Source organism: Embleya sp. NBC_00896 (genome assembly GCF_045207785.1).
Classification (GTDB): domain Bacteria; phylum Actinomycetota; class Actinomycetes; order Streptomycetales; family Streptomycetaceae; genus Embleya.
Genome location: NZ_CP108778.1, coordinates 135,987 through 150,863, shown reverse-complemented (window position 1 = coordinate 150,863; position 14,877 = coordinate 135,987). Strand labels below are relative to the sequence as shown.

The following is a 14,877-nucleotide window of genomic DNA, read 5'->3' as shown; positions in this document are numbered from 1 at the left end:
CATCAGCAACCCCGCTTGCATCTCTCCTGCATTTTGCGTGAGAACCGCTTGACGTCCGCACGCACAAGGGAGCAGTCTCTTTCAAGTCACCCACTGCGTTCGCAAGATCACCGAGTGCAGCAAGATCGTTAAGCCGCGCCCCCCAACCTCAAGGGGATAGCTGTGCGTTCCGACGCTTCCGCCTGTCTCGTCCGCCCCGCCGATTGCGCGTCGACGACATGCTTCCTGAGCCTGACCCCCTGGGAACTTCGCCCGGTGGAGCGGGCTCGCGCCCTCGCCCTGGCGGCGTGCCGGGCTTGGCAGGTGGACGGCGACGACCTCGTACTCGTAATGGTCGAGATCTTGACCAACGCGTTCAAACACGCGGTCCTGAGCCCCGACGGGCGCGTGTTGGTGAGGATCTACTGGCGAAAGCACTCGGCCGAGATCGTGCTGGATGTCGTCGTTCCCCAGACCAGGTTCGAACTGCCCGAGTCCGTGGATCTCGACTGGGAAGAAGAGAGCGGGCGTGGCCTGACGATCGTGCGGAACCTCGCCCGAACGTTCTCCTGCGAAGAGCACGCCCCGGGACACCTGACGTTCACGGCCGTCGTGGAGGCGGCGTGAGTCCTCCCCGGCAAGGGTCCCCGTTGGACCCCTTCACGCCTCGGCGGTACGGCGATGAGAACGAGCCTGCTGCCGCGACGACTTCCGCATCCGGTGCTCTTCAATGGAGCAGCGCATCGGGTTGCGGGCTCCTCACGAGAGGCTCCGTGAGGGTGTGCCCGCTCCGGCCGGGGGGCCTGGAGCGCGGCCGATGCGGGCGGTACGGCCGGCTGAGTTCGAGGGCCGTACCGCCCGCACACGAAACTCGCGTGCCCCCGCACGCGCACCCTTCCCGGCCATCCCCCGTGCCGTCGGGTCCGTCCGCTCCCCGGCCCGCGGACGGCCCGGCGCTGGGCCGGGACGGCCCGCCTCCGCCGAGGCGGGCGAACGGCACGGCCACCGGCGCGGCCGTGGCGTTCGCCCCTCAACCACCAACCTCATCAGGGAGCCAACGGTGAACAAGCCCCACCCCCCGCAGACATCCGGACGACGCTACGTCAGGGCGGCCAGGAACTCGCCCCTGACTCGAACCGTCGCCCTGCTCCCTCGCCTTCGGAAGTGGGCCGAGGCCACAGGCAGCACGGGCTTGAACGTGGCGGAGGTCTCCACCGACTACGACGACAACTGGATGGGCAACCGGGCGGCCCTGGACTGGGCGACGCCGGTTCCCACCACGGCCGTGGACCCGACGATCCTGGACCTGGTCGCCCGGGGCATCGGCCGACTCGACGCCGCCGCCCACCGTGCGTTCACGGTCGAACCGATCAACGGCGGACCGGCCGTGTTCGCGTACGCCGGTAACTTCAGGGAGGAGTTGGCGGTGTTCGCCGACCAACGTCGCTTCGAACTCACCCAGTTCGCCCGCTGCCGGCCCGGCCACCCCTTCCGGCCGCTGATCCCCCTGGACGACATTGACGTGGCGCTGTCCACGCGCGCGGCGACGGTGGTGTGGTCGATGGGCCCCGACGACGTGCGCATCGACGTCGACACGTCGGAGCCGTGGCTCCTCGGATGCGGAGCGGCCCCCTCCTACGGGCCGTTCGGTGCGAACCTCGCCGACGTGTTCACCCGGCTCGGGCGCCACAAGCTCCCCGTCGACGCGCTGACCGAAGCGGTCGGCCACTACAACGAGGGCCTGCGCAGCGTCCTCGGCGACAGGGCGCCGCATCTGGGCGTGTCGCGGTTTGCCGTGCTGATGGAGGTGGCCGCGACCGGTCCCGTCGGCTCCGAGGCCCCGGAACCCGAGCAGTGGGCCCTGGTGCGGCCCGAGCAGTTCGACGTGCTGGTACCGCTGGGCCTGCGCCAGATGTCCAACGCCGAGGAACAGTCGTGAGCTACCCGGAATCGATGGTCGTCACCACCGTGCAGGTCACCAAGTACCCCAAGCCTGGGCAGCGTCACTGCGGGGACGCTCCGGAGTACTACGTGTCGGTTCCCCGTCACGGGGCCATCGGCTACAGCCCGGACGTCTTGAGGCTGACCGCACGAGCGGGTAACGAAACTGTGCTCGGTCTCCTGCGCGCGTTTCCGCTGGCCGACGCCAACGGGGTCATCGGCGAGTACCTGACGGGCGGGCACAGGCTGGAGGCGCAGCCTCTGGACGCCGACGAGCTGATCCGGGCCGCCGTCGACACGGCGCGTTTCGCGGACATGCTGCTGTCCCCGGAAGGCCGTCACCGGCTGCGCGAGGCGATGGGTGGGACGCTCGGCCTGGCCCCGATCCCGGCACTGAGTGGGGGATTACGATGACGTCCGCTCCGCAGGCCCCGCCAATGGGCCGCCCGTTTGTCGATGTGGGCCACCCCCAGTTTCGCCCCCATACGACGTTCCGCCCGTTCATTCCGAACGCGCACTCGGTGAACGTCATCCACGACGTCGACGACCGCGCCCGGCCGATCACGGTCCTGTGGCGGTACAACGTCGCGGACTCGTCGGGCCAACTCCAACTCCTGACGGAGGTCCGGCCCCTGACACTGCCGGAGGCCGTGGCCCTGTTCCGGGACCTGCGGAACTCGCTGGAGTCTGCGGGCGTCCCCCGCGTCGCAGTGCTCGGCGAGCAGGAAGCCGCCTGATGACCAAGCCGGGGAGTCGGGGTCCGGCACGCCCCCGGCCCCCGGCCGAACCGACACTGCGTTGAGCGGCTCGGCCGCACCGCCCCTGCGCCGGCCCCGTGGGTATGTCGCTCCCGATGACGACCGCGCACCGCACCCGTTGACCTCGAACTGCCCGCCGTCCCTCCCGGGAGAACAGCCGTGATTTTCGTTCCCTCAGCAGACGCACCCCCACGCACCCGGTTGACCGTCGACGGACCGACCGCCGCCGGGAAGACCACCCTCGGCTACGGCGTCGCCCAGTCGTGGGCGAGCCGGGGCGGCGGTGAGACGTTCCTGTTGGACACGGGGATGACGTACCGCGCTGCGGGGTTGGCCCTCAGCCGCACACCGGGCCTGACCCCGGACGAGTTCCGCGACGGCCTGCTGCACCTCCCCGCGCTCTTCACCGGGCCCGACACCGAACCGATCGACCCCCTCATGATGATCTGGCGCGACGGCGACGTCACCCACGACCTTCGCAGCGTCGGGCTGGAGCACTGCCTGCGCCACGTCGCCGGCAACGACGCGTGGCGCGCCGAAATCCTGTCCATGCACGCGCACATGGCGGATGCACTCTCGTGGGCCAACCTCGTCGTCGTCGGCCGCGACACCGCAATCACGCTGATGCCGACGCCGAACGTGGCCGTCTACCTCACCGCGGAGCTGGACACGCGCCGAACGCGCCGCTCCACGCAGTACGCCGGCATACCGAACGTGTCCACGAGCGTGGGACCCGAGACGGAACTCGACCTGAAGGTACGAGGCGCCCTCGGAGCACGCTCCTGGGCAATCGACATCGACTCCACCCACATGACCGCGGCCCAAGTCCTGACCCGCGCACAGGACGCCCTGGCCCATGCCGGGAAGGCCGCCGAACAGGACGCGCCCGGCGTCGTCCCGAGTGGGTGGGGGTGACCCGGCGCGCCCGCAGGCGCCGGGCACGCCGGGACATCACGGTCCACACCGAGAGCACCGACGTGAAAGGTGCGCGCAGCCCGGCCGACCCACGTCCGCCGCATCCGGCCGGCAACACCCCCCATCCATTTGCGGCATCCCGGCGACCGAAGACCCGAACACCGCACCGCTGTTCCCCACACAATGAGGAGAAGCGGGGCGTTCCGGAGGGGCGAAAGCCCGTTTGCCCAAGGCCACCCAGCCCGGTCCGACAACATCGGAAGGACCCACGACATGACCATCACATCTCTCGACCCCGCCATCGCACCTCCGCGCCTGGACCAGATCCAGATCGACATCACCCGCCGCTGCCAGGCCAATTGCATCCAGTGCTACAACGAGTCCGGGCCCGGCGGCACGACGGGCGACATGACGCTGGAGGAGTGGCTGTCCGCCCTGGACCAAGGCGCGGCCATGGGCGCGACGCGAGCCCAGATCATCGGTGGTGAACCCCTGCTGCACCAGAACCTGCCGGAGCTGCTGACCCACGCCCTGGACCTGGGAGTGAGGACCGAGGTGTACAGCAACCTGATCCACGTCCGTGAGCCACAGTGGCAGCTGCTGCGGCAGGACGGCGCGAGCCTGGCCACGAGTTACTACAGCGACCGCGCCGCCGAGCACGAGCAGATCACCCGCAACCGCGGCTCGTACGCCCGCACCAAGGCCAACATCGTGCAGGCCCTCGAGTACGGCATCCCGCTGCGCGCCAACATCATCCGGTCCCTCGACGGCCAGCGCGTCACCGAGGCCACCGAGGAACTGCGCGCCCTGGGCGTGCAGCACATCCGCATCGACCGGCAGCGCGCGATCGGCCGTGCCTGCGGCAGCGGCGCCCCCGACACGAACGAGCTGTGCGGACGCTGCGCCGACGGCCGGGTGACGATCCTGCCCAACGGTGACGTCACCGGGTGCTCGATGTCCTCCTGGCTCATCGCCGGCAACGCGCACACCGCGCCCCTGAACTCGATCGTCGGCGGCGACAAATGGCGGGAGATGGCAGCGGCCCTCCCGCCACGGCGCACGGAGGGCTGCACGCCCGACAACGACACCTGTGCGCCCCACCCCGTTACCGACTGACGAAGGGCCGATCCATGGACTGGCAACCCCGGGCTGCGGCGTTGGCCGACGCCACGGTGCATCCCTCGTCACGCTGGCACGCACCGATCGCCGGCACCCCGCGCCACGTGTTCGTGCCCAACTGGTGGCGGTACGAGCCCGACCAGGACGGTTGGAGCCTGCGCAGGGGCAGCGCGGACCCCGAGCGGTGGCGGAACAACGTGTACACCGACCGCACCCTCGTCACCCGTGTCGGCGGTCTCCACGCCGACCGCGCCGGCGACGACGACCGCCCCGTCGGCAGGCCCACCTCCTCGTCGACGCTCCCGGGCCTGGTCGTCTCGATGTACCGGCACGCGATGATCCCCGACGACGTCCGCGTGCTGTGCGTGACCGGCACCGGCTACGGCACCGCGCTGCTCGCCCACCGGCTCGGCGCCCACAACGTGACCAGCGTCGACGTCGATCCCCACCTCGTCGAGACCGCCGCGGATCGCCTCGAGGCCCTCGGCCACCGGCCGCGGATGCAGGTCTGCGACGTCACCGGCTCCCTGCCCGGAACCTTCGACCGCATCGTTTCCACGGTCGGCCTGCCCGGCATCCCACCGAGCTGGCTCGCCGCGCTCAACCCGGGCGGCCGGTTGGTGACGAACCTGAGCGGTACCGGCCTGGTGATCGCGGCCGACGTGACGCCCGACGGCGGCGCCCGAGGGTTCGTCACCGCCGAACGCGCCGGGTTCATGGTCACACGCACCGGAGACGACTACCCGCCCTCACTCGACAAGGCGTACGCCTGGACAAACGACGGGGACGACATCGGCCCCGGACGGTACCCGGTGGTCGCGGTCGGGGAGGCATGGGAGTTGATGCCGGCCTTCGCATTTGCGGCCCCCGGCGTGCACCACGGCTACGAAGAGACCGAGGACGGGGTCAGGACAGCGGTTATGGTCCACGAAGACGGCTCATGGGCTCGGGCCGTCGGCCGCCGCGGCGAGCAGCCGAGAGTCCACCAGTCCGGCCCGCGCCGGCTGTGGGACATCCTGGACGGCATCCGCCACGATTGGCTCGCCGACGGAGGGCTGCCGCAATACGGGGCCGGTGTAGTCATCGACCCCGACGGCACGCTGCACCTTGCCCGCCGACAGTGGAGCGCGACCGTCCCGCCCGCCACGCAGAACGCAATCGCCTCAACAACACGGACCCACTGAGAAAGAAGAGGAGGCGGCCATGGACGAGTCGTTGAACGACTACCTCAACCGCCCCGGGGACGCCCCTGGAGCCCGGCGGGTGCGCCGCCTCCTCCTTCCCCACCCGCAGTTCGCCCTGGAGACATGGACCGGGGACGAGTGGGACGCCTGCGGGATCGCAATCAACGCACAAGGCGTCGCGCAGTGGCTCGGCCACCCCGGCGCCACCGTGACACCGTGGACACCAGGCAGGGGTCGGCACCGTGCATGACCACCACGTCCCGCCCATGCCGTTCGCCACATCACCGCCAGGCCAGGTCGACCTGGCCTGTGGCGCCGAGAAGGCCGCCGAGACCGCAGCCTCGGCCGGCGAGGAGGCCCGAAGCCTGGCTGATGCGCGGCCCGAGCCCAACCGAACACGCGGGCGCCGACGAGACCCTTGCGCTGGCGGCCGGCCCAGATGTGCCGGCCGTCCTGAACCGGGAACCTGATCGATACCGCCGCGGTAACCGCGTGGACCCGACCCCGAATTAGAACTCGTGTTCGAGAGCGTGTCGGATCGGCGCTACCATGATCGACATGGGCGATTCGACCGGCGGGAACATCGACCCCGAGCCCTCGTTCAGTGACCGCCCCACCCTGGGTGAACGGGTCGACGCCACCCGCGCGCGAGCCGCCCGCGAGGCGGCCCGCGCGAACGCCCTGGCCGGGGCGGCCCCCGTCGACCCGCTCCCGGCGAACTGGCCGCAGGGGCTGCCCGGACCGGGCCGCACCGGATGGGTCGAGAGGGCGGTCGAGGAAATTTTGGATCTGTCCGCCCTCGCGCACTACCGAGGGCAGCACCGGGTCCTGGTCGAGTACCCCTGTATCGCCGCCCGAGTGACCCGGGACCAGATGCTTGCCGAGCGCGAGGCCCTGCGCGCCGGGTACCGAACGGCCCGGCTGGACCTCAAGGCGGCCGGGTTCGACGCCGCCGTCATCGACCAGGCGCTCGCCCTCTACACCGAGCTCGGCCGCGAATGGCGCGAGCGGGCCGACCAGGTCGCGGCCGTCGCACGCGCCCTGCCCGAGCACCGTAAACGCCGGGCCGATGCCTCCCCGGCCGAGCACCGCGACCGCTACGGTGAACCCATGAGCGACAGCGACACCAGCATCGAGTTCACCGATGCCGAACTCGCGGCCCTGCGCGAGCGCGCCGCCCGACTCGGCACGAACGTCCACGACTACGTCGTGTCCACCGCGACCGGCGACTTCGTCGACAAGGCCCGGGGCCGCTTCCATGCCTGGGTCCAGGACCCCGCCTTCGCCGAGGCCGACCGCGCCGTCGACGCCGCGTAGCCGCGTGCCCCGCTACGTCACCCTCGCCGAACTCCTCGAACTCGCCGAGGAGATCGAGGACCCGACGGTAACTGATTTCGGAGCTTTGATCGCCGCCGTCGCACGTCACCAAGGCGTCGTGATGGGCATGGAGGTCTACCAGGGATCACGCGCACGAGCTGCCGCGCTCCTGCATTCCCTGTCCCGGGTCCCCGCGCTGGAGGCCCACAACGCGACGTTCGCCGCCGCGGTGGCCGCCTACCTCGACGACCAAGGCGTCACCGTCGACCCCGACCCCGGGAAATGGGCGGCCCTGGCCGTCGACGCCGCCGAGGGACGCGCCGACGTCGTCGAGATCGCCGCTCGTATCCGCACCCTGACCACCTGAGCCACCACGCTCCCGCCATGCCGGCGACTTCACCCGGGAGAGGGAATTCTCCCCGATGGGGATAGTGGCACGCGCACAGCGGCGGCCGCTTGTTGGTCCGATGTGACCAATCGTGCATACGGGCACAGCCTTGCATGCTCCACCCGACCCTCGCGCCGGAGCACCTGGACCACGACGACGTCGCCATTGCCTTGATCGCCCATCTCCGTGAGACGAGCGGGTCCGCATCTCGCCACGCGCTTGCCTGCCGTCAATGCGTCCTCACCGGCGACGAGTCGGCACCGATTTCCGTCCGTCGGAGGTCGGGGGCGCGTAGAGGTCGCAGGCCGTCGGACAGTTCGGGTGTTGTTCGCGGCGGACTGCAGTGGGGTGTGCCGTCGGTCGCCGCCAGCCCGCCTCTCGTCGCGTTGAACGTCGGCCGCCGTTGGTGCGCCGGGCCGAGCCCCGGTCGACGAACCCGGACTTGAAAGGCTTCACCACACCGACATGGAAGATGCGACATCATATGCGTATGATGAGAACATCATTCCCGGGCAGGGAGGTCCGCCATGATCCTCGTTCATCTCGCCTCGTCGTGGCCTGACGTGCTCGCCGGCAGGAGAACCCCTGCGGACGTGACGCTGCGGGCCTGGGCCCAGATCAAGGACGAAGCCCTGAGCACCTACGCCGACGGACTCCTCGGCATCTACCAGAACAGCGTGGTCACCGCGTTCGACATCCTCGACTGGAAGCGCACGGACGACGGTCGGGTGGCCTTCGACGGGGTTCCCTCCTCGAGGTTCGGTCATCTGGTCGGCACTCCGAACCCAGGCAAGCCCTGGGTGAAAGGGCAGGCCAGGCCCGTCCAGTACTTGGATACGACCGTGCTCACCGGAGGAACGGCGGCAGTCGAGAAGAGCAGCGAAGGACGCCGAGCAGTCATCGACGGCTTCATCCTGACCGTCGACGACAACGGCGCTGCCACCCTCGTCGTTCCCACAGGACGGCGAGTCACCGTGGTGCCGACCGCGGACTGACAAACACCCCGTCGACTCTCTTTGTCGCAACTCCCGTGCCACCCGGTGGTCATCATCGCCCGGTCGAACCCCGCCGTTCACCGGTTCGCGACCGTCGGACACGTCAACGCCCCATCGCATGCCCGGAGGTCGTCGTGTTCGTCGCCGTTACCCTCATCGCGGTCACGCTGCTGGTCGTCGTGGCCCTGCTCGCGGCCGCCGCCGCGGCCAAGCTCGCCCGCCTCGACGGAGCCACGTACCCGCAGGCAGTCACACGCGCCGCCACCACGTTCGCCACCGTCCTCACCGTCGCCGCGACCGTCGCCGCCGCCCTCGCGACCGTAGCCTCGTGATACGCACGTCCGCAGCCCTGCGGAGGAGCGGCCGTGGCCGATCCCCGGGCGTTGTCGGCACCGACCGCTAGGCTGCACAAAGCGCACCTCGCTTGTGCGCGCCGGCCCGGGCCCACCCCCGGGATGCCGGTGAACCGTGCTGCCGCGCGGGTGCGAGCGACGACTGGTGCCCTCTCCGAACCGCGCACCCTGGCCATGCTCGTGGTGGGACGAACCGCAACGCCAGGACGCGACAAAGGAGAAGCGATGGCCCCGTCCTCCCACAGCACCACCAACCAGGAGCGGATCGCCCGCGCTCTGAACCGCTTGACCGGCTGCGGCCACCAGAAGGCCCTGCAGCGCGTAAAGGCCGCGGCCGATGCGGGCAAGTTGCCCGCCAAACTCGACCAGGCCGGCCGCGAAGAAGCCGTGCGGGTGCTCACCGAGAGCCACACCCAACCCGCCCCGGCCCCGGTCCCCGTGGCGAGCGGCCCGTCCCCCGAGACGCAGCCCCCGGTCGTGACGCTCGGGCAGGTCTGCGGTGGCCTGGACAAGACCGTGGCCGTGACCGACGCTGGCGCCCAGGCAGAGCAGGGCTACAAGGTGCTTCCGGTCGATCTGGGCGACCTGCCCGAGCCGCTCACCGAACTGATGGTCGAGGCACACAGGGCTATGGAGGCGCACCGGCACTTGCGCCAAAAGGAGCGGGTCGTCGACGCCATGCGGGCGCAGCGGGACCAGGGTCTGAACCCGTACCACCTCCCGACTGTGCCGCAGGAACTGGTGGAGCAGGTGGAACTGCTGCTGGAACAGACCCGTCGGCTGCCGACGAGCGACGAGCCGCAGTGAACCGCCGCCAGCCGGTCACGCTCAGGCCATCGGCAGGCACTCGGGTCCGCAGCCGGTGAGGATCTCGTCCGGCACCTCTCACCGCACTCCCTCCCAGGTGAGACAGACCGCAGTGAGATTCGCTCAAAGTTCGGTGCGACCGGACAGTCACGCCCTCTTCGTGTGGGTGTCGCGTACGGGCAAGAGAGTGTAAAGCCACTTGCCATGTAAAGTGGCTTTACAGCAAAATCGAGGTATGAGCAGACGAGACGCGGCGATGGCCGCACTGCGAGCCTGGGCCGCACCCATGCGCCGCGCCGGACTCATCGCCGATGCCTGGGACGCTGGCGAGACCAACGTCTCCGTGCTCGCCGAGGCTGCGGGCGTCAGCCGCCCCACCGTCTACGGCGACCTGCGATCGAGGGGCATCGAGCCCGACAACCGACCCACGGAGGAGACCGACATGATCAGTCCCGTCGCGATCGAGGGCATCACGGGCCTCGACGACGCCACCGACGAGGAGGCATACCACGCCGCCCTGGACCGCTGGACCGCCGCACACCCCGGTCACGACCGCAACGACCTCGTCAAGGAAGGGGTACGGCTCATCGCGCTGAACGACACGCTGCGTCGCTACAACACCCTGCGCCGTGGCCTGCGGGAAGAGGAGGTCGCCCGCCGGGAGCGCGACCGGGCCCTTCACCTGGTCGAGACGCGATGGCAGGCTCTGAGTACTGCGAACGCCTGGCTCGCCGCGCACCACGCCTACGTCGTCGCCGTGGACGGCGCCCGCGACGCCATCGACAGGTGGGAGCGTCGGGCGGCCGACGCCGCGAGGATCTCCTTCGTATGGGATGTCGACCCCGGAAGGATCGCGTACGAGCGGATCCTCGCCGCCGGCCACCCTCAGGTCGAACCGCTGACCAGCGACCCGGCCGCCGTCGCGGAGCAACTGCGCGCCGTGCTCGACAGTTCCCACGAGGCTCGACAGCGTCTTGCGGCCGAGACCTTCGGAGTGATGCAACAAACCGCCGACGATTGCTAGACCGCCGACGTTCGCTGGAATCGCGAATGCCCGGACACTCGTCGAGGCCGACTCGCTCACGCCCGGCGTCGCGTTCACCAGGAACGACCTGTTCAGGCGGCAACGGTGCTTGCCTGACATGGTCGGAAGTGGGGTACGGGCGGGAATGCCCGCAGTCGCGCTTCCCGTCGACGTCGCCCTCGCCACTCGTGTCGACCGGATCCCCATCGAGCCCGGCTGGGCCTACGAGGCCAAGATCGACGGCTGGCGGGCGACCGTGCGCTGCGGACCGCGGCCGCGTGTGTTCAGCCGCCACGGCACCGACCTGAGCGTCGCGTTCGCCGACGTCGCGGACGCGGCGCGGTCGCTGGACGACGCGGTGCTCGACGGCGAACTCGTGGCGCTCCTGGACGACGGAAGCGTCGCGTTCGGCCGCCTGCAAACACGCAGCGGAAAAGGGCCGCGGCGCGGCGCCGACTTCCGGGTCGTCCTGGTCGCCTTCGACGCGCTCTCGGTCGGTGACCTCGACCTTCGTCGGCGCCCCTATCGCGAAAGACGCCAGCGGCTGCTCGACCTTCTGCAGAACGCCCCCACGGTGATCCAGCCGGTGCCGATGACCACCGACCCCACCGAGGCGCGCGCCTGGGTCGGGGCTTTCGGGGGCGGCATCGAGGGCACCGTCTGCAAGCCCCTCGAAAGCCCCTACCGTTCCGGCCGCGCGGCATCCGGTTGGCTCAAGTGGCGCGCCTCCCACACGACCGAGGCGGTCGTCATCGGCGTGACGGGGCGAACGCCCGCCACGCAGGCACTGGTCCTGGGCCGCCCCGACCACCGGGGGCGCATGCGCGCGGTGGGGGTGAGCCTGCCGGCCGGGGCCGCCTTGAGGCGCGAACTCGCGCCGCTGCTGCGGCCCGTCGAGGACGCGACCCAGGCGCGACTGCCGGGCACGGTCGGAGGGTTGCCCGGGTCCGAGCCCATCGTCTACACACCTGTGCGTCCGGACATCGTGATCGAGATCGAGGTCGATCAGGACCTCGAATGGGGACGGTACCGCCACAGGCCACGGCTGTTGCGCATCCGCGCCGAATTGCATCCGGCGCAACTCACGACTGACGAGGATTCGCTCGAACGCCCAGATGGTTTTGATCAAGAGCCTTGAGCCGGTGGCTCTCTCACCCCGGCCCAACCGCCCTCCGTTGCCTCCTGTCGGGCGATCGACACCAGCGGCCGCGTCCGTTGCCACTTGTCCGGCCCGCCGTCATCGTCTACCTGATCAGCGCCGGCGTGCTGGTCGCGACCGTGCTGCGCCTGATCCCGGCGTAGCCGCGCAGCGTCGCGCGCCGAACGCTCGCCCTTGCGCGCCCGGGGCAGCTCCGTCCGGCATCCGAGCTACCGGCGTGCGTGGACCATGACGGCGAACCGCGGCGAGTCGGCGAAGGGCTGTGCGTCCCCGACGCGCCGGTACCCCCAGTTTTCGTAGAGCGCGAGGACCTTGTCGTGGGCGGGGGCAACGAGCAGGCTGACCCGGGACTCGGTCCGCGCGCCGAGGAGTTCGTCGTGCAGCCGGCGGGCCAGGCCGACGCCGCGGTACCCGGGCAGCAGCATCAGCTCGAACAGGCCCAGGGTTCGGCTGCCGGTCTCGCGGGTGTACTCCTCGGGCAGGGGCTCGGTCATCGGCTCCCACCAGCGTGTCCGGGGGCTCAGGGGAGCGGCGTACACGAATCCCGCCGGGGTCTCGCCGTCCCGGGCGACGACGGCGTGCCAGTCGGCCCCGGAGGTGTGGCTCGCGAGCCTGGCCTCGAAGCGTTCGACGGTGCGGAACGGACCGCCGCCTGCGTGGACGGTGGCGTAGATCGACGACAGGATCGGGCGGACCTCGTCGAGGTCGTCGAGGCGATAGTGCCGGAACTCCATGTCACTCCCTCTTCGTGTGGGTGTCGCGAGCGCGGGCGGACCAGTCGCGAGTGTGCCGTGAGTCGGGCGCCGCGGTCACCAGCTCGGTGCGGAACAGCCCCAGGAGCTCGGCGGTGCGGCCGGTCGGGGCCCGACGGTCGGGGGTGTCGAGGACGGCGGTGGCGCAGGCCTGCTCGACGTCGCCCTGGGCGAGTTGGGCGCGGGCGAGTTCGAGGGTGTACATCCGCCGGTTGCGGTCCAGGCCGGGGCGCAGCAGGGCGAGGGCGTGGTGGGCGTCGGCCTCGGCCGCGGCCGGATCCCCCAGGGTGAGGTGGACGATCCCGGAGAGCCCGGCGAGTTCGGCGCGGTCGTAGAACCGCACCCAGCTCGGGCGGGGGAGTTCGGGGTCGGCGCGGTCGAGGTTGTGTCGGGCGTGGTCGAGGGTGCGTAGTGCGGCGCGGCTCGGTGGTTAACTGCGGCACGACAGTGACTGATCACTGCCCTGGCGCTGCCTGAGCCCGCAGCTCGTCGTTCACGTCCCGCGGTCATCCTCAACGGTCACGTCATCAGGCCACACGCCATGCTCGATGAGATGCGCCACGGCCCGGCCGGCGACGCTGAAGACGACGGTGTCCCGGTCGGCATACGTATCGACCTGTCCATTCGCCAGCAGAAACCCACCAGAGCATCCCTCGCCACGGGCGTCGATCAGGTGCTCACCTGGATCCCCGTCTCCGTGCATCAACATCACCATCGCGCGTGTGCCGTTGGTGACCACCGCCAGCAGCTGGCCATGCTCATCCTCGAACCAGGTCTCCTGGCTTGCCCAGTCAAGCCGATGGCCCAACAGCGCTCTCGCCTCTGCGCCGGAGTACGTGTAATCGGCTGCACCACCACGTAGGCGCCATCGCCGCGATGCGGGCCTCTGACCCCGGGCGCTTCCCATGCGCCTATTCAACTGGACCACGGGCGTTTCGACAGACATCTCCCGTCAGGCTGGCCTCGCCGTCAGCGACCGCCCACTCCCGATAGGCCCTCTCAATCTCGCCGAGATACTGCCTGAGATCGAACCGGACTTCATCTACGAGCCTGCCCTGGAGGTCTGGGTACATCAGATCGGTCCAGACGACGGTCTCGCCTTGGAGGCGCACACGGACGACGAGCCCACCCGCGTTGGGCTCAGAGGGCACCACAGAAGCCACGCTGACGTCTCGAACTGCATCGGTCGGATAGAGCGGTCCGCCGGAGAGGAGGAGTTGTCGGGGATGCAGGCCGACCGCCCCGCTGTGGCTTCGCGCGATCATGTCGAGTCCATCGACAAAGAGGTACGTGTGCACACCTGTACAAACCGGCGCCCCGGAGCAGCGACCGACGAACAACGTGCTGGTGGTGGCACCATGGCTCGGAGGGCCGGGAGCTACGACCCGAACCTTGCGCGGCGGTCTACGCGGCATCTGCCCATCGTGACGTCATGAGCGGATCTTAGCGACAGCGCCTCCCGACGTGGTCGATTAGCCGGGAGCTGCCCTGGGTGCCGAGCCGCTCTCCTTCTCCGGCCTGGCGGGCATGGGCGACCTGGTCGCCACCTGCGCTTCCCCGCTTTCCCGTAACCGCGTGTTCGGCGAACACCTCGGTCGAGGAATGACGGTCGCGGAAGCCGCCGTCGCCACGAGCCAGACCGCTGAAGGCGTCAAGTCCGTCGAATCCGTCCTGGAACTCGCCGGACGACACGGGGTGGAGATGCCCCTGACGGAGGTGGTGGTCGCCCTCGTCCACGGGGGCGTCACTCCGGCCCGGGCCCGCGACGTCCTGATGACCCGCAGCCCCAAACCCGAGCGCTACAGCCTCAGACGGGCACGCGAGATGCGCGCCCTCGCCGCAATCGCGGGAACACGCGGAACGCGCGCCGACACACCGGCCGGTGCCACCGCAAAGGCAGGTGATGTCCTTGAGCGTTCGGCAGCAACCGGGGGTCACCGAACGTCCATCGACCATGCTCCGGTCCTGCGGTCGAACACGTCCGACTCCGCGCCGGCCACCGGCGCCCGGTGAAAGCCGTACGCACCGCGGACGTCGACCAGCACGAACGTCTCAGGTGATGGCGCAGCGTATGGCGAGTGCGCGGCGTTCGGGTGTGGTGCGGACGCCGATGAGGCGGATGTCGTCTCGCCGTTGGGATGCCGCGGCACGGTTCGCCGACACGCAGCCGGCTTGCTTTCCCGTCG

At 70.1% G+C, this 14,877-nt stretch carries 19 protein-coding genes and 1 pseudogene; 16 read left to right on the top strand and 4 right to left on the bottom strand.

The window, feature by feature from the left end:
- Nucleotides 1-162 precede the first annotated feature (162 nt).
- The 15 genes from OG928_RS47965 (at nt 163) to OG928_RS47895 (ending at nt 11,918) form a co-directional block, all read left to right on the top strand.
- Nucleotides 163-606: an ATP-binding protein gene (locus OG928_RS47965; RefSeq protein WP_406292233.1), complete on the top strand. Its 444-nt coding sequence runs from the start codon at nt 163-165 to the stop codon at nt 604-606.
- Nucleotides 607-1,177: 571 nt separating this feature from the next.
- Entirely contained in the window at nt 1,178-1,918 is a 741-nt protein-coding gene (locus tag OG928_RS47960; protein WP_406292232.1) for a hypothetical protein, read from the top strand.
- The gene (locus OG928_RS47955; RefSeq protein ID WP_331738452.1) at nt 1,915-2,334 is read left to right on the top strand and encodes a hypothetical protein; all 420 of its coding nucleotides are present in this window, start codon (nt 1,915-1,917) and stop codon (nt 2,332-2,334) included. The genes OG928_RS47960 and OG928_RS47955 overlap by 4 nt, the downstream gene beginning before the upstream one ends.
- 107 nt (nt 2,335-2,441) lie before the next feature.
- Nucleotides 2,442-2,657 (top strand): hypothetical protein, encoded by a 216-nt coding sequence (locus OG928_RS47950; RefSeq protein WP_331738449.1) that lies wholly within the window; start codon nt 2,442-2,444, stop codon nt 2,655-2,657.
- A gap of 180 nt (nt 2,658-2,837) precedes the next feature.
- Nucleotides 2,838-3,593, top strand: a complete 756-nt coding sequence (locus OG928_RS47945) for a (d)CMP kinase (RefSeq protein WP_331738446.1) — start codon at nt 2,838-2,840, stop codon at nt 3,591-3,593.
- A 273-nt stretch (nt 3,594-3,866) separates the two neighbouring features.
- On the top strand, nt 3,867-4,709 hold the full coding sequence (locus OG928_RS47940) for a radical SAM protein (protein ID WP_331738443.1): 843 nt from the start codon (nt 3,867-3,869) through the stop codon (nt 4,707-4,709).
- A 14-nt stretch (nt 4,710-4,723) separates the two neighbouring features.
- Complete coding sequence (locus OG928_RS47935; RefSeq protein ID WP_331738440.1) at nt 4,724-5,896, top strand: methyltransferase domain-containing protein; 1,173 nt, start codon at nt 4,724-4,726, stop codon at nt 5,894-5,896.
- Between the two features lie 19 nt (nt 5,897-5,915).
- A complete protein-coding gene (locus tag OG928_RS47930; RefSeq protein WP_331738437.1) occupies nt 5,916-6,146 on the top strand; it encodes a hypothetical protein in 231 nt (76 codons plus the stop codon).
- A 308-nt stretch (nt 6,147-6,454) separates the two neighbouring features.
- Nucleotides 6,455-7,213 (top strand): hypothetical protein, encoded by a 759-nt coding sequence (locus OG928_RS47925; protein ID WP_406292229.1) that lies wholly within the window; start codon nt 6,455-6,457, stop codon nt 7,211-7,213.
- A 4-nt stretch (nt 7,214-7,217) separates the two neighbouring features.
- Nucleotides 7,218-7,580 (top strand): fic family toxin-antitoxin system, toxin component, encoded by a 363-nt coding sequence (locus tag OG928_RS47920; protein ID WP_331738431.1) that lies wholly within the window; start codon nt 7,218-7,220, stop codon nt 7,578-7,580.
- 548 nt (nt 7,581-8,128) lie between these two features.
- Nucleotides 8,129-8,596 (top strand): hypothetical protein, encoded by a 468-nt coding sequence (locus tag OG928_RS47915; RefSeq protein WP_331738429.1) that lies wholly within the window; start codon nt 8,129-8,131, stop codon nt 8,594-8,596.
- A gap of 134 nt (nt 8,597-8,730) precedes the next feature.
- Entirely contained in the window at nt 8,731-8,928 is a 198-nt protein-coding gene (locus OG928_RS47910) for a hypothetical protein (RefSeq protein ID WP_331738427.1), read from the top strand.
- A gap of 246 nt (nt 8,929-9,174) precedes the next feature.
- On the top strand, nt 9,175-9,756 hold the full coding sequence (locus OG928_RS47905; protein ID WP_331738424.1) for a hypothetical protein: 582 nt from the start codon (nt 9,175-9,177) through the stop codon (nt 9,754-9,756).
- Between the two features lie 235 nt (nt 9,757-9,991).
- The gene (locus OG928_RS47900; protein ID WP_331738421.1) at nt 9,992-10,780 is read left to right on the top strand and encodes a hypothetical protein; all 789 of its coding nucleotides are present in this window, start codon (nt 9,992-9,994) and stop codon (nt 10,778-10,780) included.
- Between the two features lie 145 nt (nt 10,781-10,925).
- The gene (locus OG928_RS47895) at nt 10,926-11,918 is read left to right on the top strand and encodes an ATP-dependent DNA ligase (protein WP_331738419.1); all 993 of its coding nucleotides are present in this window, start codon (nt 10,926-10,928) and stop codon (nt 11,916-11,918) included.
- Nucleotides 11,919-12,148: 230 nt separating this feature from the next.
- Here OG928_RS47895 and OG928_RS47890 read toward each other — a convergent pair whose 3' ends face one another.
- The 4 genes from OG928_RS47890 to OG928_RS47875 all read right to left on the bottom strand — a co-directional run bounded on the left by OG928_RS47890 (nt 12,149) and on the right by OG928_RS47875 (nt 13,989).
- On the bottom strand, nt 12,149-12,673 hold the full coding sequence (locus OG928_RS47890) for a GNAT family N-acetyltransferase (RefSeq protein WP_331738413.1): 525 nt from the start codon (nt 12,671-12,673) through the stop codon (nt 12,149-12,151).
- 1 nt (nt 12,674) lies between these two features.
- Nucleotides 12,675-13,034, bottom strand: a complete 360-nt coding sequence (locus tag OG928_RS47885) for a hypothetical protein (RefSeq protein ID WP_331738410.1) — start codon at nt 13,032-13,034, stop codon at nt 12,675-12,677.
- Between the two features lie 150 nt (nt 13,035-13,184).
- Nucleotides 13,185-13,499, bottom strand: a complete 315-nt coding sequence (locus OG928_RS47880) for a hypothetical protein (RefSeq protein WP_331738407.1) — start codon at nt 13,497-13,499, stop codon at nt 13,185-13,187.
- A 103-nt stretch (nt 13,500-13,602) separates the two neighbouring features.
- The gene (locus tag OG928_RS47875; RefSeq protein ID WP_406292225.1) at nt 13,603-13,989 is read right to left on the bottom strand and encodes a hypothetical protein; all 387 of its coding nucleotides are present in this window, start codon (nt 13,987-13,989) and stop codon (nt 13,603-13,605) included.
- 181 nt (nt 13,990-14,170) lie between these two features.
- Between OG928_RS47875 and OG928_RS47870 the strand changes: the two are divergent.
- A pseudogene (locus OG928_RS47870) lies at nt 14,171-14,491 on the top strand (NAD(P)H-dependent glycerol-3-phosphate dehydrogenase); the annotation flags it as partial.
- Nucleotides 14,492-14,877 lie beyond the last annotated feature (386 nt).

Coding starts and splice junctions, on each gene's coding strand:
- OG928_RS47905 (WP_331738424.1), top strand. CDS start 9,175: ATGGCCCCGTCCTCCCACAGCACCACCAACCAGGAGCGGATCGCCCGC.
- OG928_RS47900 (WP_331738421.1), top strand. CDS start 9,992: ATGAGCAGACGAGACGCGGCGATGGCCGCACTGCGAGCCTGGGCCGCA.
- OG928_RS47930 (WP_331738437.1), top strand. CDS start 5,916: ATGGACGAGTCGTTGAACGACTACCTCAACCGCCCCGGGGACGCCCCT.
- OG928_RS47935 (WP_331738440.1), top strand. CDS start 4,724: ATGGACTGGCAACCCCGGGCTGCGGCGTTGGCCGACGCCACGGTGCAT.
- OG928_RS47940 (WP_331738443.1), top strand. CDS start 3,867: ATGACCATCACATCTCTCGACCCCGCCATCGCACCTCCGCGCCTGGAC.
- OG928_RS47895 (WP_331738419.1), top strand. CDS start 10,926: ATGCCCGCAGTCGCGCTTCCCGTCGACGTCGCCCTCGCCACTCGTGTC.
- OG928_RS47925 (WP_406292229.1), top strand. CDS start 6,455: ATGGGCGATTCGACCGGCGGGAACATCGACCCCGAGCCCTCGTTCAGT.
- OG928_RS47890 (WP_331738413.1), bottom strand. CDS start 12,673: ATGGAGTTCCGGCACTATCGCCTCGACGACCTCGACGAGGTCCGCCCG.
- OG928_RS47915 (WP_331738429.1), top strand. CDS start 8,129: ATGATCCTCGTTCATCTCGCCTCGTCGTGGCCTGACGTGCTCGCCGGC.